Annotated in this window: 22 protein-coding genes; 7 read left to right on the top strand and 15 right to left on the bottom strand. The window is 57.5% G+C overall.

Going from position 1 to position 21,924, the window contains the following annotated elements; all coding sequences use genetic code 11:
• Positions 1 to 2: 2 nt before the first annotated feature.
• The 5 genes from ribD to J2S31_RS06080 form a co-directional block, all read right to left on the bottom strand.
• Positions 3 to 1,103 (bottom strand): bifunctional diaminohydroxyphosphoribosylaminopyrimidine deaminase/5-amino-6-(5-phosphoribosylamino)uracil reductase RibD, encoded by a 1,101-nt coding sequence (ribD, locus tag J2S31_RS06100; RefSeq protein WP_237098178.1) that lies wholly within the window; start codon positions 1,101 to 1,103, stop codon positions 3 to 5.
• Positions 1,104 to 1,249: 146 nt separating this feature from the next.
• Positions 1,250 to 2,068 (bottom strand): OmpA/MotB family protein, encoded by an 819-nt coding sequence (locus tag J2S31_RS06095; RefSeq protein ID WP_237098177.1) that lies wholly within the window; start codon positions 2,066 to 2,068, stop codon positions 1,250 to 1,252.
• Between the two features lie 9 nt (positions 2,069 to 2,077).
• The gene (locus J2S31_RS06090) at positions 2,078 to 2,950 is read right to left on the bottom strand and encodes a motility protein A (protein WP_237098176.1); all 873 of its coding nucleotides are present in this window, start codon (positions 2,948 to 2,950) and stop codon (positions 2,078 to 2,080) included.
• Positions 2,951 to 2,955: 5 nt separating this feature from the next.
• Positions 2,956 to 4,305, bottom strand: a complete 1,350-nt coding sequence (locus J2S31_RS06085) for a response regulator (protein WP_237098175.1) — start codon at positions 4,303 to 4,305, stop codon at positions 2,956 to 2,958.
• 290 nt (positions 4,306 to 4,595) lie between these two features.
• Positions 4,596 to 7,004 (bottom strand): SUMF1/EgtB/PvdO family nonheme iron enzyme, encoded by a 2,409-nt coding sequence (locus J2S31_RS06080; protein WP_237098174.1) that lies wholly within the window; start codon positions 7,002 to 7,004, stop codon positions 4,596 to 4,598.
• Between the two features lie 97 nt (positions 7,005 to 7,101).
• On the opposite strand from J2S31_RS06080, the gene J2S31_RS06075 reads away from it, so the two are divergent.
• Positions 7,102 to 7,752: a rhomboid family intramembrane serine protease gene (locus tag J2S31_RS06075; protein ID WP_237098173.1), complete on the top strand. Its 651-nt coding sequence runs from the start codon at positions 7,102 to 7,104 to the stop codon at positions 7,750 to 7,752.
• A gap of 269 nt (positions 7,753 to 8,021) precedes the next feature.
• On the opposite strand, the gene J2S31_RS06070 is transcribed toward J2S31_RS06075, so the two are convergent.
• Entirely contained in the window at positions 8,022 to 9,281 is a 1,260-nt protein-coding gene (locus J2S31_RS06070; RefSeq protein WP_237098172.1) for a competence/damage-inducible protein A, read from the bottom strand.
• A 161-nt stretch (positions 9,282 to 9,442) separates the two neighbouring features.
• On the opposite strand from J2S31_RS06070, the gene J2S31_RS06065 reads away from it, so the two are divergent.
• The 6 genes from J2S31_RS06065 to J2S31_RS06040 all read left to right on the top strand — a co-directional run bounded on the left by J2S31_RS06065 (position 9,443) and on the right by J2S31_RS06040 (position 14,041).
• Positions 9,443 to 9,907, top strand: coding sequence for a tetratricopeptide repeat protein (locus tag J2S31_RS06065; RefSeq protein ID WP_237098171.1), 465 nt, complete (start codon positions 9,443 to 9,445; stop codon positions 9,905 to 9,907).
• A 113-nt stretch (positions 9,908 to 10,020) separates the two neighbouring features.
• Positions 10,021 to 11,304, top strand: a complete 1,284-nt coding sequence (locus J2S31_RS06060) for an MFS transporter (RefSeq protein ID WP_237098170.1) — start codon at positions 10,021 to 10,023, stop codon at positions 11,302 to 11,304.
• A 126-nt stretch (positions 11,305 to 11,430) separates the two neighbouring features.
• Positions 11,431 to 11,964, top strand: a complete 534-nt coding sequence (gene purE, locus J2S31_RS06055) for a 5-(carboxyamino)imidazole ribonucleotide mutase (RefSeq protein ID WP_336886594.1) — start codon at positions 11,431 to 11,433, stop codon at positions 11,962 to 11,964.
• A complete protein-coding gene (locus tag J2S31_RS06050; RefSeq protein ID WP_237098169.1) occupies positions 11,942 to 12,592 on the top strand; it encodes an L-threonylcarbamoyladenylate synthase in 651 nt (216 codons plus the stop codon). Before purE ends, J2S31_RS06050 begins: the two co-directional genes overlap by 23 nt.
• A 71-nt stretch (positions 12,593 to 12,663) precedes the next feature.
• Positions 12,664 to 13,044 (top strand): holo-ACP synthase, encoded by a 381-nt coding sequence (gene acpS / locus J2S31_RS06045; RefSeq protein WP_272908612.1) that lies wholly within the window; start codon positions 12,664 to 12,666, stop codon positions 13,042 to 13,044.
• Positions 13,045 to 13,099: 55 nt separating this feature from the next.
• Entirely contained in the window at positions 13,100 to 14,041 is a 942-nt protein-coding gene (locus tag J2S31_RS06040; RefSeq protein ID WP_237098167.1) for a lysophospholipid acyltransferase family protein, read from the top strand.
• A 33-nt stretch (positions 14,042 to 14,074) separates the two neighbouring features.
• On the opposite strand, the gene J2S31_RS06035 is transcribed toward J2S31_RS06040, so the two are convergent.
• The 9 genes from J2S31_RS06035 to fliQ all read right to left on the bottom strand — a co-directional run bounded on the left by J2S31_RS06035 (position 14,075) and on the right by fliQ (position 21,918).
• Complete coding sequence (locus J2S31_RS06035; protein WP_237098166.1) at positions 14,075 to 14,485, bottom strand: DoxX family protein; 411 nt, start codon at positions 14,483 to 14,485, stop codon at positions 14,075 to 14,077.
• Between the two features lie 3 nt (positions 14,486 to 14,488).
• Positions 14,489 to 15,250, bottom strand: a complete 762-nt coding sequence (locus tag J2S31_RS06030) for a FliA/WhiG family RNA polymerase sigma factor (RefSeq protein WP_237098165.1) — start codon at positions 15,248 to 15,250, stop codon at positions 14,489 to 14,491.
• A gap of 13 nt (positions 15,251 to 15,263) precedes the next feature.
• A complete protein-coding gene (locus tag J2S31_RS06025; protein ID WP_237098164.1) occupies positions 15,264 to 15,515 on the bottom strand; it encodes a hypothetical protein in 252 nt (83 codons plus the stop codon).
• Positions 15,512 to 16,336: a MinD/ParA family protein gene (locus J2S31_RS06020; protein WP_237098163.1), complete on the bottom strand. Its 825-nt coding sequence runs from the start codon at positions 16,334 to 16,336 to the stop codon at positions 15,512 to 15,514. The genes J2S31_RS06025 and J2S31_RS06020 overlap by 4 nt, the downstream gene beginning before the upstream one ends.
• Positions 16,337 to 16,424: 88 nt before the next feature.
• Positions 16,425 to 17,528 (bottom strand): flagellar biosynthesis protein FlhF, encoded by a 1,104-nt coding sequence (flhF, locus tag J2S31_RS06015; protein ID WP_237098162.1) that lies wholly within the window; start codon positions 17,526 to 17,528, stop codon positions 16,425 to 16,427.
• Entirely contained in the window at positions 17,518 to 19,578 is a 2,061-nt protein-coding gene (gene flhA / locus J2S31_RS06010) for a flagellar biosynthesis protein FlhA (protein WP_371831647.1), read from the bottom strand. Before flhA ends, flhF begins: the two co-directional genes overlap by 11 nt.
• 184 nt (positions 19,579 to 19,762) lie before the next feature.
• Positions 19,763 to 20,836, bottom strand: a complete 1,074-nt coding sequence (gene flhB, locus J2S31_RS06005) for a flagellar biosynthesis protein FlhB (protein WP_237098160.1) — start codon at positions 20,834 to 20,836, stop codon at positions 19,763 to 19,765.
• A gap of 36 nt (positions 20,837 to 20,872) precedes the next feature.
• Entirely contained in the window at positions 20,873 to 21,649 is a 777-nt protein-coding gene (fliR, locus tag J2S31_RS06000; RefSeq protein ID WP_237098159.1) for a flagellar biosynthetic protein FliR, read from the bottom strand.
• Complete coding sequence (fliQ, locus tag J2S31_RS05995) at positions 21,649 to 21,918, bottom strand: flagellar biosynthesis protein FliQ (protein ID WP_237098158.1); 270 nt, start codon at positions 21,916 to 21,918, stop codon at positions 21,649 to 21,651. Before fliQ ends, fliR begins: the two co-directional genes overlap by 1 nt.
• Positions 21,919 to 21,924: the final 6 nt, after the last annotated feature.

Raw genomic sequence — 21,924 nt, 5'->3', positions numbered from 1 at the left:
GATTACAGGTATCCTTCCACCATCCAGTCCTTGCCCACCGGGGTGAGCACGGAATTCTGGATGTGCAATGCGTCTTTTAATTTTTGAATGCCCGGGCCGCCGATCACGCTGACCGCCCCATTGCCGCCGATCAACATCGGCGCGACAAAGAACAAAACCTTGTCCACGATGCGCGCCTTCAACGCGGCGGCATTGAGACGTGCCCCTCCTTCAATCAACACGTGCGTCAGACCGTTTTCCGCCAGGCGGCGCATGACGCGCTTGAGCGGCACACCTTCCTTGCCCGCGCGTTCCACCCACACCTCGACGCCCGTCTTTTCCAGTCTGCGCAGGCGTACCCCCGGTGCATGCTCCGCGGTGACGTAGATGATGCGGTCACGATCCGTATTTTCAAACACCCGCGCCTGCAGGGGAACGAGTCCCTGCGAATCCAGCACCACGCGCACCGGGTTGCGTCCGCCGCGTTTGCCAAGCCGCGTCGTCAACTGCGGGTTGTCCTTGAGCACGGTGCCGGAGCCCGCAACAATGGCATCAACCCGATCGCGCAGTCGATGCACCGTCTTCCGCGCTTCGGGACCGGTGATCCATTTCGAGTCGCCGCTGTTGGTGGCGATCTTGCCGTCGAGGGAAATCGCCGCCTTCAAGGTGACGAACGGCATGCCGGTGCGGATGTATTTCACAAACACTTCGTTCTGCCGTTCACATTCTTTGCGCAGAATCCCGGTGGTCACTTCGATTCCGGCTTTCCTGAGCAGGCGCGCGCCCTTCCCTTTCACCAGCGGATTGGGATCCTGCATGCCGACATACACCCGGCGGATGCCGGCAGAAATCACCGCCTCGGTGCATGGCGGCGTTTTGCCGTGATGGCAACAGGGCTCGAGAGTGACGATCATGTCCGCCCCGCGCGCCTTGTCACCGGCTTTCCTGAGTGCCTCGATTTCCGCGTGCGGCTTGCCTGCGCGGTGATGGTAACCTTCGCCGACCACCGTATCGCCGCGCACGATCACCGCCCCGACCAGGGGGTTGGGCGAGGTGCGGCCTTGCGCCTTGGCCGCCAGGGTCAGGGCACGCCGCATCCATTGTTGCTGGGTTTCACGGTCCATTCACCCGTCCCCTGAGCAAGCCTCTCTCGAAAATAAACCCCTCATTTCTCTGGATGCTTAACAGTAGCAGAGTGATCCACGCTTGTCAAAGCTAACTGATTGACAAAAAACGGGTTTTGAATAGGCGAGGCGGACGGCCGGGGGGATCAGCGATTCAGCAGGTTCACCATGTGTTTGCGGATACTGCCGCGCTGATAAACGATTTCGATGCGGCGGTTGATGGCCCGGTTTTGGGCGCTGGAGTTGGGGACCTTCGGACGGTATTCGGCGAAGCCTTCGACCGACAGTTTCTCCGGAGGGAAGCCCTCGGCGATCAGCATGCGCGCCACCTCCGCCGCCCGGGCGGAAGACAACTCCCAGTTCGACGGAAAACGGTCCGTATGGATCGGCGTGTCATCGGTATGACCCTCGATCTTGACGTCGTAGTTGAACTGCTTGAGCAGGTCGAACACATCCTTCAACGTCTCGCGCCCTTTATAGGTCATGCGTGCCTTGCCCGCCGGGAACAGCACCACGTCGGAGATGGTGATGATGGCGCCGCGCTCTCCCTGCGAGACCTGCACCTGTCCGGAAAGCTTGTTCTTATAAACAAATTCCTCGACTTCGGAGGTGATCTCCTTGATCTCCTTGGACACCATCGCGCCGACCTCATCCACGGCATGAATGGTTTTCTTATCCATCTTCGCATCGGCCATGTCCTGGATGACCTCGAGCCCTTCGCGGGTTCCAAGTTCCGGCAATTGTTCGGTGCCCAGCGCACTGCGCAGGGATTCGCGGAGTTGTTTGAATTTCTCTTCTTCGATGGTGCCCATGGCGTAGAGGAGAATGAAAAACACCATGAGCAGGGTCACCATATCGGCGAAGGTGATGACCCAGGGGGCGAGGCCGCCGGTATCCTCGATGATTTCTTCTTCGTCATCGAGATGGATGTCAGGATTGGTTTGACCGGAAGGTTTGGTTCCCATGACCGTTCCTCACTTCGCGGCCCGGGGTGCGGCCCCCGGTGCCTGGCCAGGCGGGCGGGCCGGGCCTTTGGCGGCGCCCGGTTTCTTAGACGCGCCTTTGCGGGCTTCTTCTTCCGCTTCTTTCTTGATGTTCTTGCCCACCGCGTTGTCGATGTAGTTTTCCAGGGTTTCTTTCATGAACCGCGGGTTCACTCCTTTGCGGATGTAGGTGATGCCCTCCAGCACGAGGTTCATCTCCAGCGTTTCCGCCGCACTCCGCCGTTTCAACTTGACCGCCATCGGCAGGAAGACAAGGTTGGCCAGCAGGGCTCCGTAAAAGGTGGTGATGAGCGCCACCGCCATGCGCGGACCGACGGTGCTCACGTCTTCCAGCGACGCCAACATCTGAATGAGACCGATGAGCGTGCCCACCATGCCGAACGCCGGGGCGAACTTGCCCATGTCGTTCAGAATTTCCCAGCCGTCCTTGTGCGACTGCTGTACCTGCTTGATCTCCCGCTTCATCAGGGTCACCACCGTATGCTCGTCCTTGCCGTCGACGGTGAGGCGCAGACCCTTTTTGAGAAAGTCATTGTCGATCATATTGAGCTTCGACTCGATGGCCAGCACCCCGCCCTTGCGCGCGATACTGCAGATCGACACCATGGTGTCCATCAACTCGTACAGATCCGATTTGCGGGTGATGAACACACGGATGAAATGGCCCAACATGCGGAACAACTCGTTGACCGGGTATGCGACCAGCGTTGCCGCAAAGGTTCCGCCGAGAACAATCATCACCGAAGGGGCACTGACAAAAAGGTCCAGTCCGCTGTTCTGCAGAATGGAAGCGAGAATCAGGCCGATGCCGATGAAGATTCCGAGTAAGGTCGCAATATCCATAAAAACTATACTTTTATGACTTTAATGGAGCTGACGATGGGATCGAGGTTGTTGAACCGAAGCACGTTGCTCAAGGTGCTTCTGTCCAGAACGGTGCCTTTGCGCAACACGCTGGTACCGGACCGGGAATACATATCCGACGCCAATTGCATGCCTTCCTGAAGCGTGAACACGGTACACTCGATGGTATCGATGTCTTTGAATCGGGAGGAATGAACAAACTCTCCCAGCAAGGAAACGATATCTTCATCGTAACGGGTCCCCTTTTCCTTTTCCAGTAATTTCATGACCGCTCCCGGGGATTCGCCGGGATGGCTCACGCGGGCGTGATCATAAAAACTGGCAGCAGAAACAATCCGAGATCCTATAGGGATCATGTCGCCGCTCAGGCCTTCCGGAAGTCCGGAGCCGTCCACGTTCTCGTACAAATGCCGGATGATCTGCGCCGTCGGGTCGAATCCCGGGAACTGACGCAGAAGCATCTCGGCAAGGTGTGTGTGGTGGATGCGCGGCGGAGCATCTTCCTTTTTCTTTGCTGTATGACCGTTGCCGTTGGCGGGCTGGGAGACAATGCCCAGCTCATGCAGACGCGCCGCGGTGCGAATGTGTTCGATCTGGCTTTGAGGTAGCTGCATTTTTTGCGCCACGTAATCGGACATCTTCTCCACCCGCTCCGGGTGCCCTCGGTGCTTTGCCTGATGCAGTTCGATGATGTTGGTCAGCATGTTGACCGTGGCCTGGAAGGTGCGGACCAAGTCTTCGTTGAGCGCCTCGACCTGTTGTTTTTTGGCTTCCAGTTGCAGGTTCCTTTTAGTGACATCTTTCAATTTCGTTTCGAGGCGCTTGTTTTCCTTTTGGTAACCCTGCGCAATTCCGGTGATTTTATCCTGATACGTTTTTGCATCCAGGACGGCTTTTTCCAACTGCTGGTTTTTGTCCTGGAGTCCGCGGCTCATCGTGAGCATTCGCAAAACGTAATTCACGAAAAAATGAACTTCGTGCGCCTTCAACGGTTTGGGCAGAAACGCTTCCGCTCCCACCTTCTGTGCGCCCTGGGTCAGGCCGAGGATTTCATTTTCCGCACATCCGGACATCAATATGGCCACCGCGTGCAAACCGAATTGACGGATACGGCGGATGACTTCAAAACCGTCCGGCCCCGGTATCCGAAGATCACAAAAAATGAGATCCGGTTTCCACGCCAGGGCTTTTTGCACCCCCTCATCGCCGGACATCGCTTTCTGGATTTGCACCTGCGCTTGCGCCAATGCCTCTTTCAGATAGACCTCCACCAAGGCCGGAACGGTGGGGTCGTCATCGATCACCAATAGTTTTTTTGCAAGTTCAGCATTCATGAATAAAACAGACCGGGGTTCGTGGGTATCAGGCAACAATCCTATAGATTGACGGATATAAAGCCCGATTAGAATACCGATCCGGGTCCCCTCCCCATTCCGTTCCGGGTTTCCACTAAACATAACGGCGACAAAAGCCTTTTCTTTAAATGTTATGCGCTGAAAAATCAGAAAGAAGGCACCAGCCTGCCGCGAAATGCAGGCTTTATAATTGGTTGTAATTATTGCAGGTAAAATTCAGCCTTGGGGTGGAGTGAGCAACAGGCTTAATGCGAAAGGACAGGGGGACTTCAGTCGTCTTCCTCGTCGTCCGCATCGATTTCGGTGAAGGGGAGAGAGGTGCACCGGAAGCCGACGGCGGGATAGATGTCGGCCGGATCGAAGGAGTTCCGAAACGTGCATTTCGCCTGCACCATGTAGTTCAACCAGGAGCCGCCGCGCACGATTTTCTGGGTGGTGAACTTCGAGGCATAAAACTGCACGCACCACTCCCACACGTTGCCCGCCATGTCGTAACAACCGTAGGGCGAACTGCCCTCCTCGTACTGGGTCACGGGCGTGGTGTGTCCCACCACGAAGTCGGCGGTGTTGCAGTACCCTTCCTGGTATCCATGCGCTTCGCCCCAGGGATAGTCGCGACCGTTGGGTCCGCGCGACGCTTTTTCCCATTCCTTCTCGGTAGGCAGGCGCATGCCCAGCCACAAAGCGAACACGGTGGCTTCATAATAATTGATGCCGATCGCCGGTTGATCGTCGTCCTGCGAATAGGCGGGAAAGCGCGGAACGAAGTTCGGATCGAATTGCCGGAACAGAGAGTTGGTGACCGGGTATTTCATGATGGCGTATTCGTGCATGCCGATGCGGTCCTCGTCGTCGCGTTCATCCTGATAGATGAACGAGCCCGCGGGCACGGTCACGCATTCGCCCCACTTCTGCACGACTCCCCGGTCCACCGTTTGCGGGTCGGTGGCTTCGGCAAAGAACGATTCCAGTTCCGGAAGCGCGCGGACGCGGTCCCATTCCTGAGAATCGACCAATTCGCCCAACGCGATGCCGTGCAGAGCGCACACCAGTTCCAGCACGCCGAACAGGATGCGCGAGTCGCGCCGGTCGCGTTGCAACAGCCGCTTGAGCATCGGCCACAGGTAGTCCGCACCGCATGCCTCCATCACCTGCTCCACACGCACCACGCGGTTTTTCGCGAACTGCGGATACGTCTCCCGGCACTGGTATTTCAACAACTGGTTGACCAGCAGTCGCCGCGACTCGGAGACACCCTCGATTTCCGGAAGCACCTGCCCGGCCAGAAACACCGCACCGTGCTCGATGAACAGGTCGATCAATTCGTCGGCGCCTTCTTTCAACTCGCCGCCGAAAAACTGGAACACGTCGTACCATTTGGGATCGCGGCACCGTTCTTTTACCAGGTCCCGCCAGTCGGGAAGCTCCGCCAGTTTGCGTCCTGAAAAATATTCCTGAAGCGAGGGATGGCGGAATTCCCAGCGCTTGTGGTTCCACGCCAGCAGGCCGTCGAGGCCCGGAAGGACGTCCCCTTCTTCCACCATCACGTTGCGCGCGGGGGCGCAGTCGGAAAGCAGGGCCTTGTCGAATCCCGTATTCACCGTCTCCTGCCGCTGGTTGCGGCCTTCCTTGATCAGCCGGTACGACACCTGCTCCAACTGCCGGAACACGTCTTCAATCCATTCCTCGCCTTTCTTTGGAAACCGGCTCTTGAGGTGTTGCGTGATCCAGTGCCGGTACACCTGCGAGCGGCTTTTCACTTCCGCCGCCTCGTCCGATGCCGCCTCTTTCACCATGTGCAGGACATATGGCACCTGCAATGTTTCCGGAAAATACAACGCCAGATGACCGAGGTTCCGTTTCCACATCGATTCCGGCAGAAAATGCTTCCTCTGTTTTTCTTCCACCGGTTGAATGCGGACCCGGAAACTCGCGTCCTGTCCACGCCGCACGATGGAAGTGGTGGCGAGCGGACCGAACCCCACCGGACGCGTGGCGATCAAAATAAAATTGTCTTTCAACGCATCGCCATCGACGATCACATCCATGTAAAACCGGAACCGGTCTTCGGGAAGCATCTGCTCGAAACCGTCCAGCAGAAACAGAATCTGTCCCGTCCAAACCAACCGCTCCACGGTGCGGCCCAGAAGCTCCTCGTTGATGATGAGGTCTTCCTGCTCCTCCTGCTCGCGCAGAACGACATCCATCACCACACGATAGAACATCGGGTAGAACTGTTCGAACCCGGTGCCGTCCGGCAGACGCGACAGGTCGCAGATCACCGGCACGGGGTATTCCTCCGGCGTTTCCGCTTTCAGCATGCGTTCCTGGTACACTTTGAGAAAGGTGGATTTTCCCATGCCCGAAGGGGCTTCCAGAAAAACCTTGGTCGGGGAGACATCCAGCAGGTTTTCGGTGATCTCGCGCGGCGTGGGGAACACCTGTTCGTGCAGGCTCTGACGAAAGCGCACAGGATTGTTGTCGAGCAGGATGGGCTCGATGAACCGGTCCGCCTCGCGTCCCTCTCCCAGGATGCTGTCCAGTTCGTCACTCACTTCCTGAAGCATCTGCCGGCGGTACACCTCGATCACCCACTCAGGCGACTCTTCCGGACGCGGGATGGCTTTCGGCGCTTCGCTTTCGGGGTGGAGGATGGGTGTGTCTTCACTTTCACTCAAGGCGGTTTTCCCATATAATCGGTGGAACCTTCTTATTGTATCTGAATCGTCCCTGAAAACGTAGCATACAGGACCCGGCCACCCGGTTCAAACCGTCATGATTCCACTGCACGACGAAAACCCAACCCGTTCGTTTCCCATCCTCACTATCGGCATCATCGCCGCCAACACCCTGATATTTTTCTGGGAGTTGTCCTTGGCCCAGGAAGGGACCCAGTTCATCACCGAATACGGACTGGTGCCATACCAGTTGACGCACAACCCGCTGAAGAATTACTCGAACATCTTTTCATCGATGTTCATGCATGCCGGGCTGGGACACCTGGCGGGCAACATGCTGTACCTATGGATTTTCGGCAACAACATCGAAGACCAGTTGGGGAAACTGCGGTTCGTTCTGTTTTACCTGACCTGCGGGGCGCTGGCGGCGGCGGCGCACGTCTCCGCCGACCTGGACTCGACCATCCCCATGGTGGGTGCGAGCGGCGCCATATCCGGAATCCTCGGCGCATACCTGATGCTGTTTCCCTTCTCCCGCGTCAAGACGCTGGTGTTCCTGGGCTTCTTCATCACCATCGTACGCATCCCGGCGATCTTTCTGTTGTTGTTGTGGATTGGATTGCAGGTCCTGAACAACATGGCGGCGGGGCCGGACGGCGGCGGCGTGGCATGGCTCGCGCACATCGGCGGGTTCATCGTCGGCGCAGTACTCATCCATCCCTTCCGCATGAGCGCCCGCACCGGATGAACCCCCGGTTCAGAATGTCATCAACGAATAAAACAAAATCGACGCGAGCACCGCAAACAAAACAAGGATCGCTCCAAACATCCAGTTGGGCACACGCGGATAATCGGCTCCACTCGCTCCGTACGGCGCACCGCAGTAAGGGCAAATCTGGAAACCATCTTCAAACTCTTTTTGACACTGGTGGCACTGTATAAAAATCACGTTCCCTTCTTTCGTCACACTACTCCATCTCTCAGGCAGGGCGCCTGAATCAATACCGATCTCGGAGATTATTTTAACCCGATTAAGTGCAAACGGAGAAGGTTCAATGCGGCTTGCGCCGCACGTTCTTTATTGCGAACGCGGTCTTGCGGGAACACAAATTTCTGACATGAGGTAAGGCTTTCACCTGCGACGGAGATGTAGGTAAGACCCACGGGTTTGGTTGCAGTGCCACCGTCCGGCCCGGCGATTCCCGTCACCGCCACCGCCCAGTCGGTCCCGGCGCATCGCCGCGCCCCTTCCGCCATAGCGCGCGCAACCTCTTCACTCACGGCGCCATGGCGTTCCAGCAGTTCGGCATCGACGCCCAGGTTTTTAATCTTCGCTTCGTTGCTGTAGGTCAACCAGCCCTGCAGAAAATACCGCGAGCTGCCGGGAACGTTTGTCAGACGATGACCGATCAATCCGCCTGTACAAGATTCGGCAACAGCGACGGTTTCGCCGCGATCGGCCAAAAGCCGCCCCAACACACTTTCCATTGTTTGTTCATCCCTCGCGTAAATATAAGAGGAAAGCACATTGCTCAACAGCGTCTCCGCCTGCTCCAGTTTCGCGGAAGTTTCCTCGACGTTTTTGCCGTACGCGGTAAGATGAATGCGCACGCCGAGGTGCGAAGGCAACGACGCCACCTGCACGAGACTCTCCAGCGTATCCATCGGACCGAACATTTCCCAAAGCGCGGACTCGACGAGACCCGTGGTCCACAGCATGCGTTGTTGCAGGCACAGGTTTCCGGAAGGCGCGACATCGGGCAGGATGTACTGCCGCGTCAGGTATTCGGCTTCGCGCGGCACCCCGGGCAGAACGTAAACACGCTGACCGCCGCGCTCGAACATCAAGCCCGGCGCGGTGCCCTGGTCGTTGTACAACGTCCTTCCATCTTTCGGCACTTCCGCCTGGCGGAGCGCCGCATCGGGAACCGGCCTCTGCCGCTTTTCGAAAAATACGCGGATCATTGCCTCCACCTTTGGGTCGCGCGCCAGCGTGGTGCCAAAGTATTCGGCCAGCACGTCTTTGGTGATGTCGTCGTGCGTCGCGCCGAGTCCGCCGGTGACGATGACCAAATCGACCCGGGAAAGCGCCTGATCCAGCGCCGAGCGGATCGCTTCCGCATCGTCGCCGACCACGGAGATGCGCCCCACCTGCAAACCGTGCGAACGCAACTGGCCGCAAATGAAGGTCGAGTTGGTGTCGGACACCAGGCCGTTCAGCAGTTCGTTGCCGACAGCAACGATTTCGGCCTGTGGTATGTCGTTTCGGGTCTTCATGCAATTGGTTGGGAACCGCCGGCGCAATTCGAGCCGGGGTCCGGTTCTTCACGAAATCCTGCTTGTATTGGACCGGGGCGATCAAGTAGGCTTGATTGGACCACATTCGCCGGTGAAACTCAACGGCGAGAGCCCCAGCCCTGTCCATTTCTATTGGCATTATGAACGATATCGAACGGCTTTTGAACGACCTCAAAAAAGTGGACTCGAAAATCCGCAAGCAAGCCACGCAATCCCTCTGGATGCGCTGGTACCAGGAATGCGGCGAAGCGGCGGAACGCAGACTTTATGAAGGCATCCGCTTGATGGACGCAGGCGAGCTGGCGAGGGCCCGGTTTCACTTTGCCGACCTTGTGGAACAGTTTCCGGAATTCACCGAAGCCCACAACAAACTCGCCACGGTGCACTACCTGGAAGGGAACTACGAAGAAGCCATTGCCGAATGCCGGATCGTGGTCGAGAAAGCTCCGCATCACTTCGGTGCGTGGAACGGCATGGGCATGTGCCTGTTTCACCTGGGACGCCTCAACGAAGCCATCCACAGTTTTCAAAAAGCGCTGGAAATCCAGCCTTACGCAGAGGACAACCGCCATTACATCGGCCTCTGCCGCGGCAAGTTGAATTGACCCGCGAAGTGTTTTAGTCTTTTAAACAACCGATTGACACCGCCTCCCTGGGAACATCTTTTCCAAAGAGCAGTGCATTCCATCACAATCCCACGGCTTCGCAAGGAGTTACTTTGTTCGGATTTCGCGCTCTCTGGTCCGAGGACACCAGCGCCCCGCTGGATGCGGAAACCCGCACCCGCCGGACGTTCCGGCTGGATCTCGCCCGCGGCGTGTTCCGCGGCATTCTCACCTCCGGCACGCAGACGTTCGGCCTGTTCATCGCCATTCGCGTGTTTCAGGCGGGAGACACGTCCAAGGCGCTCATCGGTTCCGCACCGTTCATCGGCATGCTGGTATCACTATTATTCGTGCACTATGCGTCGAAGACGGGTTTCCGCAAATCCGTGCTGGGCTCCCTGCCCGCCGCCGTGTGCGGCGTGATGCTGTTCGCCGCGGCGTTCGCCGACACGCTGGCCGCGTACACCGTGTGCCTGGTGCTGGCGTTCATGGCGCTCACCAGCCTGGTGCCGTTTCTCACCGCCATCTACAACGACAATTACCCCGAAGACCGGCGTGGCATGTATTTTTCCCGCTCGGTGCTGGCGCTGGTGCTGGTCTCGGTGGTTGCAGGATTCCTCGGTTCCGCCGCCATGGACGCGGACCTCGACAACTACCGGTGGATCCTGGCAACGCTCGGGGTGGCAGCCCTCGGCAAAGCCTGCGTCGTGTACGCCATGCCTTCCGGCATCATCGAAAACGGCGAACACAAAAATCCGCTCGGCAACCTGAAGCTGGTGTTCGAAGACCGCAACTTCGGTTACGTTTTGCTGACATGGTTCATCATGGGTTTCGCCAACCTGTGGACCCTGCCCTTGCGTGTGGATTACATCACCTCCAGCAAATACGGCATCGAAGGCTCCGCCCTGTTCGTGGCGCTCATCATCACCGTCATCCCGGACCTCATGCGCGCCCTGTCCACGCCGTTTCTGGCGCGGCTGTTCGACAAAATGAATTTCATCGTCCTGCGCATGATTCTGAACCTGCTGTTCGCCATCGGCGTCGGTCTGTTTTTCCTGACGAAGGACCCGTATCTCATCGCCATCGCCTCGGCGTTCATCGGCATGGCTTTCGGCGGCGGCACCATCGCGTGGAGCTTGTGGGTCACCAAATACGCCCCGCCGGGAAAGGTGGCGGCGTACATGTCGGTTCACGTCGGGTTGACCGGAGTGCGCGGCACCATCGGCCCCATGCTCGGATTCTGGATGGTCAATCTGGTCGGACCGGTGAACATCGGCCTCATTTCGTTCAGCATGATGATCCTCGCCACCGTCATGCTGATTCCGGAAATCAAGCACGGAAGGCGCAAACGCGGGCCCATTCCGGCGGAGGATTTCGAGCCCATAGAGCCAAAATGACCCGCCCTCCCCGCCCTCTTGAACTGCCGCGGGAATCTTGCTATAAACGCAGGACTTCAATTTAATTTCCCGCACCCGTTCCGTTGAATGGGCGCGATCCCGTTTGCATATTTAAGGATTCTAACTGTGGCTACCAAAAAGAAGAAAAATCTGCCGCGTGTCGGCATTCTGATGGGAAGCGACTCCGACTTCACCACGATGGAAGAAGCGAGCAAGGTCCTCGAACAGTTCGGAGTGAATCACGAAATCCTGGTTTCCTCCGCGCACCGTTCTCCCGAACGCACGCGCGATTATGTCAACGGCGCGAAGAAACGCGGCATCCGCGTGTTCATCGCGGGCGCGGGCGGCGCGGCGCACCTGGCGGGTGTCATCGCGGCGGAATCCACCCTGCCGGTGATCGGCGTGCCCATCACCTCCGTCCTGCAGGGCCTCGACTCCCTGCTGTCCACGGCGCAGATGCCGGGCGGCATTCCCGTCGCCACCATGGCCATCGGCAAGGCGGGGGCGAAGAACGCCGGACTGCTTGCGGTGCAGATCCTCGCGATCGAGGACAATGATCTCGCCAAACAACTGTTGAAATACAAAAAGGACCAGGCCAAGCAGGTCGAACGCAAAAGCAAAAACCTGAAGACACCGTATGGCGAATCGTCTTCAAGTTGACCCGCAGTTTCCGCAGACGCTTCAGGCGGTCATCACGCCCATCAAACGGTCACTGGCGGAGGGCGGCTCCATCGCGTTCCCGACCGACACGTTTTACGGGTTGGGCGTGGACCCCGGCAACGCCGACGCCGTGGAAAAGATTTTCACCATCAAGGAACGTCCAGCGGGCAAGCCCATCCTGATCCTCATCGACGACCGTGAACGGTTGAAAGACTGGACGGTAGAGGTGCCGGAGCTTGCGGAAAAAGCGATGGACGCGTTCTGGCCCGGGCCGTTGACGCTGCTGTTCCCGGCCCGCGACGACATTCCCAAAGCACTGACCGCGGGAACGGGCAAGATCGGCATTCGCCTGCCGGACTCGGCGATCGCGCGTCAACTGGTGCACGATCTGGGTCACCCCCTCACCGCGCCCAGCGCCAACAAAAGCGAGACGGACAACCCGCTCAACGCCGACGACGTGAACCAGTCGATCGGCAGTGCCATCGACTGGATCATCGATGCCGGCCCCGCCCCCGGCGGCGCGCCCTCGACCGTCCTGGACGTCACGGTATCGCCGCCGGTCATCGTGCGCGAAGGCGCCGTGTCCCGCGCCGATATCGAAGCCGCACTCGGCACGCCGTTGGCCTGACCGCACGGCAAAACAGGCTTATCATTTCTCCGGACCTGTCCTATAATTATTAGAACTTATTCAGGTCGCTCATGATCCACGGTACAGGTGTTGACATCATTCAGATTTCCCGGATTCAAAAATCCATGGAAAAACATGCGGAACGGTTCGAACAGCGTGTGTTCACACCGCGCGAGATCGAATACTGCCGCTCCCGCCCGGAACCGTTCAAGCATTTTGCCGCGCGGTTTGCCGCCAAGGAGGCAATCCTGAAATCGATCGGCACGGGGATGGCCGGGGGCATCACTTGGCGCGACCTGGAAATCCTGAACCATGAATCGGGGCAACCCGCGCTGAACATCACCGGCAAGTGCCGCGAGATTTGCGATGCCCTCAAGTTGAAGGACATCCACATATCGATGTCCCACGACAACATGTACGCCATCGCGCAGGCCGTTGCGGAAACGGCCTGACCCCTGTCAAGGTCTGCATGTTCGCATTGCCTGTTCAAAAAATAGAGAATCAAGGTTGAGTTCCCGTAACACACTTTCCAGAAGAATCCGCTACCGCATCGAATACGCCCTGTTTCGTCCCGTGGCGGGCATCATCATGAGCCTTTCTCCCACCACGCTGTACCGGTTGTCGGGATTGATTGCAGGGCTCTTGTTCTGCGTGTCTCGCAAGCGTCGGCGCATCGCGCGCATCAATCTCGACATCGCCTTCGGCGACAGCAAGTCCCCGGACGAAAAGGACCGTATTATCAAAGCCTCCATGCGGCAGATGATCTTGTCCGCCCTGCAATGCATTTGGGTCAGCCGCGACACAGAAAACCGCGTGCATCAATTGATCGGCATGGAAGTGGAAGGCCGTGAATACCTGGACCAGTGCGAAAACGGAAATGTCGGGTTTCTCGTGCTGATGGCACACTACGGCAATTGGGAAATCCTCGGCCTGTACCACGGATTCCTGAACACCACCCAACACTACGCCGTGGCCAGGCGGCTGGACAACCCTTACCTGGAAAAGTTCTTCATGGACATGCGGCTGACTTCAGGCAACCGCATCCTGCACAAGGACACGTCGCTCATCCGCATCGTGCGCGCAATCAAGGAAAAAAGCAGCATCACGGTGCTGATGGACCAGAACGGCGGGGATCACGCGTTGTTTGTCGATTTTTTCGGGAAGAAAGCGGCAACGGCGCGGTCGTTAGCCGCACTCAGTTACAGCACTGGTGCGCCCATCCTGCCCATCTTCAGCATTCCTATCGGCAAAGGACGCTACAAGATTGTGTACAAGCCGCCGTTGAAGCTGGAAAAAACGGATGACAAGGAAGCGGACATTTTCCGCTGGACCGAGCAGTGCGAAAAAGTGTTGGAAGAGATCATCCGCGACTATCCGGAACCGTGGATGTGGTTCCACAGAAGATGGAAGTCGCGCCCGCCGGAAGAACGGCACCTGCCCGTTTACTGACCAGGTTATTTTAAAAGGGAAGGAACGGCACCGTCACTGCTTGATGTGCCATTTCTCCGAACGGGTGAGAAAGATGGCGGCGAGCGCCGCGATGAGGATGAAGTTGTACTCATAACCGTTATTCTGAATGTCGAACCCCTTCGACCCGGTAACGGTGAGGATGGCAACCAGCATGACGAAGATCAAAGGCAGGGCTGCCCACCGCGCGTACACACCGAAGATCAACGCCATTCCTCCCAGAAACTCGGCGAGCGTGGCCAGCCAGGCGTTGATGAGCGGCGAGGGCACACCCAGTTGCCCCAAAACGTTGGCAAACCCGTTCACGCCTCCCGGCCCGAACAACTTCAGCGAACCGTGATACACAAACACGGTGCCTACCGAAACGCGCAACACCAGCAATGCAATTTCCGGATACGAAAAAGGAATCTTGGGGATGAGTTTCATGCCTCACACCTCGTCAGCCAGGATGGATTTCAGTTTGGTCCTCAGCCGGAAGACCGCTTTGGAATGAATCTGTGACACGCGCGACTCGGTGATGCTGAGCACCTCTCCGATTTCCTTCATCGTCAGTTCTTCATAATAATAGAGCGAGATCATAAGCCGTTCTTTTTCCGGCAGGGCGTCGATGGCTTCGGCGATGATTTTTTTCAGTTCATTGAGGCGGATCTGGGTTTGCGGGTCGGCTTCCACGTCGCCCATCAGGCAATCGAGCAGGTTCTGCTGTTCCCCGGTTTCCTTGTTGATGCCCAAATCTTCAAGGCTGAGGATGGGAACACTGCGGGTCTCGTTCATCGCCGTGAAGAACTCTTCCATGCTGACACCCATCTCTTCGGCGATTTCTTCGTCTTCCGGCGGCCGGCCGAATTTACCCTGCAGACGGTTGGTGAGTGCGTCCATCTCCGACGCCTTCTGTCGAACCGACCTCGGCACCCAGTCGAGATTGCGCAGTTCGTCGAGTATGGAACCGCGCACGCGGAACTCCGCATAGGTTTTGAATTTTGCGCCGCGGTTGGGGTCGTACTTCTCGATGGCGTCGATCAAACCCAGGACGCCGACGCTGATGAGATCATCCACCTCAATATGGGAAGGAAGCCGCATGGCGATCCGGTTGGCCACGTACTTGATCATCGGAGAATACTCCAGAATGATCTGCTCCGTATTCTCCGGAGAGATGGAAATCTCTTGTGCCGGTTGCGGTTTACCTGCCATAGTCACTCATCCTTCACACCGTTTGATCCAGGTTTTGTCCCTTTTTGGAATTTTTCCTTTTCTTCTTTTTATCCTGTGGCTCGCTGGTCGCCAGTAAAGAACACACCGCCCAGGCGAACGCACCAAACAGCAGGAACCCTTCGATCCCCCGCAACACCGCCGCCCATACGCGCGCACCCGACACCCAACTGCCGATGGACAGTATGATGAATGCAAACACGGCGAACACCAATGCGGCTTTTCTTGCCTGGAACGGGGTCATCATATCTGCAGTACACTCCTCCACGCAAAGGGCCGATCGGAGTCAGGAGAAAACCTGTCGCGCTCCATGAGAATCCGTTGCGTTACCAGGTCGATGCACTGACTGACCTTGGAATGCGGGTACAGGTCCACAAACGGTCTCTGCTGGCGCACCGCCTTGGATACATTGACATCGTGCACAATGTATCCCATGTATTCCAGGGTCACGCCACCCAGGAACCGGTCCAGCACGGAAGACAGACGCTTGTATACTCCCAACGCCTCGCGCTCGTTTTTAACCGCGTTGACGATGAGACGGAAGCGTTTCTGCCGGTGTTGCTGAAACAGCACTTTCATCAGTGCATACACGTCCGTATGCGAAGTCGGTTCCGTGGTGGCGACCAGCAAAATATCGTGCGCCGCACTGCAGAAATACGTCACGTTGGAAGATATGCCCGCGCCGGTGTCGAACAGAAGAAAATCAAAATCGCCGCTGATGCGGTCGAGTTCTTCCATCAACAGCAGTTTCTTTTCCGAGTCCAACAGGGTCAACTCCTGCCAGCCGTTGCTCGCCGGAAGCACCTTGATGCCGCGCGGCCCGTCCACCAGCACGTCCTCGATTTTCTTCTCGCCGGCAAACACGTGGCCGATGTGAAACGGCGACGCAAGTCCGAGCAGAATGTCGATGTTGTTCAGCCCCATATCCGCGTCGAAGATCAACACCTTTTTGCCTTTACGCGACAGCGCGCACGCCACATTGGCCACCACGTTGGTTTTTCCGACGCCGCCCTTTCCGCTGCTGATGGCGAGAACTTTGGGAGGGAGTTTGTTGGAATCGTTTTGCATGATGCGCCTCAAGGTGTTGGCCTGGCGGCCCGTTTTTTCGGTTAGGCCTGAAAAAACCATAGGTTAGCCTTTTTAATTTAAGATGATTTCAGCCAAAAATCAAACGAATTACCCCGTCGCGCGCGGCCACTTCAATATCCTCCGGCACCCGCTGACCATTTGTAAAATACGAAAATGGAACGGAGTGCCGCGCCGCGATGTTATACACATGCCCGAACTGCATGCCCTCGTCTATCTTGGTCAATACAATGCGGTCCACACCCACCGGTTGAAATTGTTTCAGGGAATGCTCGAACACGCTTTCCTGTGCGGTGGCGCTCTGCACCAGGTGCGTTTCCAGGTTCGGCGCGGCGCTGAAAATCTGCTTCAACTCGCTCACATACTGCTCGTCGCGCGGGTTGCGTCCCATGGTGTCGATGAGGATCAGGTCCGCATCCTGGTGACGATTGAGAATTTGAAGAAACTCGTTGCGGTCCGTAGCCATCTCCACCGGCACGCGCATGAGGTCGCCGTAAATCTGCAACTGCTCCAACGCGCCCAGACGGAACGTATCGAGCGACACCAGCACCACCTTCTTGCGTTCCAGCAAAGCGAACCGTGCGGCGAGCTTCGCCGTGGTGGTGGTCTTGCCGGAGCCGGTCGGCCCCAACAGCGCCACGATTTTGGGCCCGATGGTATCGAGTTGAATCGGTCCGGCAAAGCGGAAGGCATCGCCGACGTGCTTCGCCACCCGGTTCATGTCCACAGCCGTTTCCGGGGATTGCCGGTTCAGCATCTCAAAAACGCCTGCCGCCAAACGCTCCTCGATACCGCGCTCGACGAGATGCTGATAGGTGTGAAGCTGTTCGGAATGGAGCCCCATGGATTTCGCCCGGTCGGTTTGCGACAACAGGGTGTAGATCAGGGACCGCAGTTCGCGGTCTCCAGTCTCCGAGCTCAAAAACGTCTGGCCTCCACCAAGGGATGCAGGGGCGTTGGCTTCCGGTTCTTCCGCCACCGTCAGCACATTGGCCGAATGCGAAGCGTCCTCCATGGCGGCAGTGATCTCCACCATGGAGGCGCCCTGGCCCCCTCCTTCCTGGCCAAACTTGATCGAACGGGTCTTGAGCACCAGGGCGTCCTCGCCCAGTTCTTCTTTCACGCGCGTCAGCGCTTCGGGATAACTGTTCGCCAGTATTTTTTTAATTCGCATTGAGCGTCACCACTCTCAGGGTTTTGATTTGCGCCGTGGACATGATCTCATTGTGCGACAGCACCACGAGGTCCGGGATGAACCGTTCCGTCAACCGTCGCACGTGCATGCGGATGGCGGGGGAGGTCAACAAAATGGGCGTCGTTTCAACCATAGGCAGCACCGCCTCCACGGCATCTTTGAGTCGTCTCAAAATCTGTTCCGCCACCGTCGGGTCCAGCGCGAGAAAGGATGTCAACTCCGTGCGCTGGATCGACTGCTGGATCGCGTCTTCGATGTTGCGGTCGAAGGTGATGACCGATAGCGTTTCGCCTTCGCCCGCGTACTGCTTGGTGATCGGCCGCGCCATCGCCTGGCGCACGTATTCGGTAAGCAAATCCGGATCGTCCACCTTCGGCGCGTAATCCGCAAGGGTTTCCAGAATGGTGCGCAGGTCGCGGATGGAAATCTGCTCGCGCAGAAGGTTCTGCAGAACCTTCTGCACCTTGCCGAGATTCATCAGGTTGGGGATCAGCTCCTCGATCACCTTCGGATTGGATTCCTTGAACTTGTCGATGAGCGCCTGCGTTTCCTGCCGGCCCAGCAGTTCCGCCGAATAGCGCTTGATGGTTTCCTTGATGTGGGTGGTGATGACCGTCGCCGGGTCGACCACGGTGTAGCCCGCCATCTGCGCCTCCTGCTTGGCGCGCGCCTGAATCCAAACCGCGGGCAGACCGAACGTCGGCTCCTTGGTGTGAACCCCCTCGATTTCCTTTTCAACCTGTCCGGGATTCATCGCCAGCAAACGGCCCATCATCACCGAGCCGCGCACCACCTCGACTCCCTTGATCAACACCGCGTAATCGCTGGATTTGAGTTGCAGGTTGTCACGGATGTGCAAAGGTGGCACGATAAAACCCATCTCCAGCGCAAACTGACGGCGGATGGACTTGATCCGGTCGAGCAGTTCGCCGTTGCGGTTGGCGTCCACCAGCGGAATCAACTCGTAACCGACCTCGAGTTCCATCACGTCGAGCGGCAGAATGGATTCCACCTTTTCCGGAACCGGTGCGCTCTGCACTTCTTCGATGCGCTGGCGCTCCACAGCCTCCTGCTTCAACCTCTCCTGGTACAAACGGTAGCTGATGTATCCCGTCGCCGCCGCAAGAAAGAAGAACGGAATGTGCGGCAGACCGGGAATGAGACCGAAGAAGAACAGCACGAAGGAAGAAATGGAAAATGCCGCCGGATTTTTTACCACCTGCTGGATGAGCTCTGCGGGCAGGTTGCGCTCCGTCGTGGCGCGCGTCACCACCAGGCCCGCCGCGGTGGAAACGACGAGCGCGGGCAATTGCGTGACCAGGCCGTCGCCGATGGTCAGCAGCGTATACACCCGTGCGGCTTCCCCAACGGCCATGTCCTGCTGAAACACACCGATGGCGAATCCGCCGATGACATTGATCAGCGTGATGAGGATGCCCGCCACCGCATCTCCCCGCACGAAGCGGATGGCACCGTCCATCGCGCCGTAAAAATCCGCTTCCCGTTCGAGATTGCGCCGCCGGGTGCGCGCCTCCTCTTCGGTGATGAGTCCCGCGTTCAGGTCCGCGTCGATGCTCATCTGCTTACCGGGGATGGCGTCCAACGTGAACCGGGCCGCCACTTCCGACGTGCGCACCGAACCCTTGGTGATGACGATGAAATTGATGAGAACGAGGATGATGAAGATGACTGCGCCGACGACGTAATTGCCACCAACCACGAACGAACCGAACGACTCGATGACCTGCCCCGCCGCGTGCGGGCCTTCGTCGCCGTGCAGAAGAATGATGCGCGTCGAAGCGACATTGAGCGACAGCCGGACCAGCGTGACCATCAGGAGAAGCGATGGAAACACGGAAAAGTCCAGCGCCGAAATCATGAAGATGGAGACTAGCAGGATGACCAGCGAAAAGGTGAGGCTGAACGACAACAGAAGGTCAAGCAGGAACGTGGGGATGGGAATCACCATCACCACCAGCACGGAAATCATGCCGAGAGCGATGCCGATTTCTCTCGGGCGCGATGCCATGATTGCCTGAACCTGGGTCTGCGTGGCCATGAAGCCGGTCATCCTTTCAAAATTTTGACGCCGTTCGCACCTGCGAGGAGCGTCCCCGGAACCCTTTATTCATAATAAGTTATCCTGCGGGCCGGGTCACGGAACGCGCTTTGGAACCGTTCCAAAACACATCAAAACAAATATTTAGCAATATCTATACCATTTTGATTCCCTTCAACCGGTACACGTATGCCAGAATTTCCGCCACGGCGCGGTAAAGCTCCGCTGGGATGTACTGGCCGATGTCCACGGTCTTGTACAACAGGCGCGCCAGCGGTTTATCCTCCACCAGCGGCACGTCGTTTTCGCGGGCGATCTCGCGGATGCGAAGCGCCACCGGCCCCATGCCCTTGGCCACCACCACCGGCGCATCGTGGCGGTTGCGGTCATATTTGATGGCAATGGAGTAGTGAGTCGGGTTGGTGACCACCACGTCCGCTTCCGGCACGGCGGCCATCATGCGGCGGCGCATCATCTCCAACTGCACACTGCGGATGCGTTGCTTGACCTGCGGACTGCCCTCCGTGTCCTTGCGCTCATCCTTCACCTCCTGCTTGGTCATGCGCAGGTTCTTCATGTAGGTGAAGCGCTGGAACAGGTAGTCGATGAACGCCAGCACGATGAGCGCCAGCAAAACCTGGATCATGATCTCCAGCCCGACACGGCCCATGAAAGTCAATATCTGCCCGACACCGAAGTCTGTCATCGCCGGGATTTCCGAAAAATGACTTTTGATCGTGAAAAACGCGATGAGCGAGATGAGCGTGACTTTGAACAGCGACTTGAACAGTTCCATCAACGCCACCATGGAGAACATGCGCTGGGTGCCACTGATGGGATTCAGCTTGTTGAACTTGGGAATCAGCGGATGGCCGGAGAATTTGAGTCCGCCCGTCTGCATGAGGTTGATGACAATGCCGCCCACCATGATGGAAAGCAGAATGGGACTCAAAATGGTGAGCACGTTCTGCACGATCCACGCGAGCAACTCCCGCATGGCGGGGATGGTCGGCTCCACCGTGTGCGCCTGGCTGATGAGGTTGTGCCAGGTGGCCATCATTTTCTTGGTGACGAAGGAACCGCCGAGAGTGAACGCGAGAATCGCCATCATGAGGATGAAGGCGGAAGTCAACTCCCGGCTGTGCGCGAAGTTGCCCCGCTCCTGTGCGTCCTGGATTCGTTTCGCTGAGGGCTCTTCTGTTTTCTGATCTTTATTCTCTTCGTCCATGCCTTTTTCCTCCGCTTATCCGCGGACGGTCTTCCGTCAATAAGTCTGCATGAGGCCCAGCACCCAGAATGGCAATTCGGCAATCTGCTTTTTGAACAGAACGGTGAAAAACGAAAACGTGAGGCCGACCATGAGGAGCCCCACCCCGATCTGCAAAGGAAACGCGACGATGAACACGTTCATCTGCGGCACCGTGCGCGCAACCAGCCCCAGGCCGACGCTGATGAAAAACAGGATCACCATCACCGGCGCGGCGATCTTGATCGCCACCACAAACGTCGCGGTAAATACCTGCAAAATAAATTCTGCCGTCGATGCGGAAAACGCAAACTGCTCGGGGTTGATCATCTCGAAGCTTTCCAGCAGGGCGTGGATGGTCAGGTGATGCCCGTTGAGCGCGAGGAACAGGAACATCGCAAAGATGTTCTGGAACTGCGCGGTGATGGATACCTGCGACTGCGTTTGCGGATCGATGACGTTGACCACGCCGAACCCCATCTGGAAATCCACAAGCGTTCCCGCAATCTGCACCGCCGTGAAGATCATACGCATGACATAGGCGATGGAGAACCCGACCAGCATCTCCGAGAACAGCATGACCGACAGGCCGAGAAGCCCTTTCGGCTGGGCGATGGCGCCTTCCGGAATTAGCGGATACAGGCTGACGCTGAGAAGCAGGATGAGGCCGGTCTTCAGCCGGGCGGGAAACTGCGGGCTTCCAAAGAAGGGAACGAAAACGATGAACGCCCCCACCCGGAACAGGACAAACAGGAACCGTTCGAAATCCGCGTAAGACAGATTGAACAGGTCCATCAGCCGATCAGAGACGGAAAGTTAGCAAGGATGTTTTCGGTGAAACCGATGATGATCTGCAAAAGCCAGGGAAAAAACAGAAACATCGCCAGGAACACCGCGAGGATTTTGGGTATGAAGGTCAGCGTGAGTTCCTGAATCGAAGTCACCGCCTGAAAGATGGAAACCACAAGGCCCGTGAGCAGACCGAAACCCAGCATCGGCGCGGAGAGCAGGAGCGTCGTCTTGATGGAATTCATTCCGAAATCGATGATGAACTGTTCGGTCATCGCAAT

Source organism: Nitrospina gracilis Nb-211 (genome assembly GCF_021845525.1).
Taxonomy (GTDB): domain Bacteria; phylum Nitrospinota; class Nitrospinia; order Nitrospinales; family Nitrospinaceae; genus Nitrospina; species Nitrospina gracilis_A.
The sequence above is the reverse complement of the archived record's forward strand: the minus strand, read 5'-3'. Positions and strand labels throughout refer to the sequence as shown.

Coding starts and splice junctions, on each gene's coding strand:
- ribD (WP_237098178.1), bottom strand. CDS start 1,103: ATGGACCGTGAAACCCAGCAACAATGGATGCGGCGTGCCCTGACCCTG.
- J2S31_RS06095 (WP_237098177.1), bottom strand. CDS start 2,068: ATGGGAACCAAACCTTCCGGTCAAACCAATCCTGACATCCATCTCGAT.
- J2S31_RS06090 (WP_237098176.1), bottom strand. CDS start 2,950: ATGGATATTGCGACCTTACTCGGAATCTTCATCGGCATCGGCCTGATT.
- J2S31_RS06085 (WP_237098175.1), bottom strand. CDS start 4,305: ATGAATGCTGAACTTGCAAAAAAACTATTGGTGATCGATGACGACCCC.
- J2S31_RS06075 (WP_237098173.1), top strand. CDS start 7,102: ATGATTCCACTGCACGACGAAAACCCAACCCGTTCGTTTCCCATCCTC.
- J2S31_RS06070 (WP_237098172.1), bottom strand. CDS start 9,281: ATGAAGACCCGAAACGACATACCACAGGCCGAAATCGTTGCTGTCGGC.
- J2S31_RS06065 (WP_237098171.1), top strand. CDS start 9,443: ATGAACGATATCGAACGGCTTTTGAACGACCTCAAAAAAGTGGACTCG.
- J2S31_RS06050 (WP_237098169.1), top strand. CDS start 11,942: ATGGCGAATCGTCTTCAAGTTGACCCGCAGTTTCCGCAGACGCTTCAG.
- acpS (WP_272908612.1), top strand. CDS start 12,664: ATGATCCACGGTACAGGTGTTGACATCATTCAGATTTCCCGGATTCAA.
- J2S31_RS06035 (WP_237098166.1), bottom strand. CDS start 14,485: ATGAAACTCATCCCCAAGATTCCTTTTTCGTATCCGGAAATTGCATTG.
- J2S31_RS06030 (WP_237098165.1), bottom strand. CDS start 15,250: ATGGCAGGTAAACCGCAACCGGCACAAGAGATTTCCATCTCTCCGGAG.
- J2S31_RS06025 (WP_237098164.1), bottom strand. CDS start 15,515: ATGATGACCCCGTTCCAGGCAAGAAAAGCCGCATTGGTGTTCGCCGTG.
- J2S31_RS06020 (WP_237098163.1), bottom strand. CDS start 16,336: ATGCAAAACGATTCCAACAAACTCCCTCCCAAAGTTCTCGCCATCAGC.
- flhF (WP_237098162.1), bottom strand. CDS start 17,528: ATGCGAATTAAAAAAATACTGGCGAACAGTTATCCCGAAGCGCTGACG.
- flhA (WP_371831647.1), bottom strand. CDS start 19,578: ATGGCATCGCGCCCGAGAGAAATCGGCATCGCTCTCGGCATGATTTCC.
- flhB (WP_237098160.1), bottom strand. CDS start 20,836: ATGGACGAAGAGAATAAAGATCAGAAAACAGAAGAGCCCTCAGCGAAA.
- fliR (WP_237098159.1), bottom strand. CDS start 21,649: ATGGACCTGTTCAATCTGTCTTACGCGGATTTCGAACGGTTCCTGTTT.
- fliQ (WP_237098158.1), bottom strand. CDS start 21,918: ATGACCGAACAGTTCATCATCGATTTCGGAATGAATTCCATCAAGACG.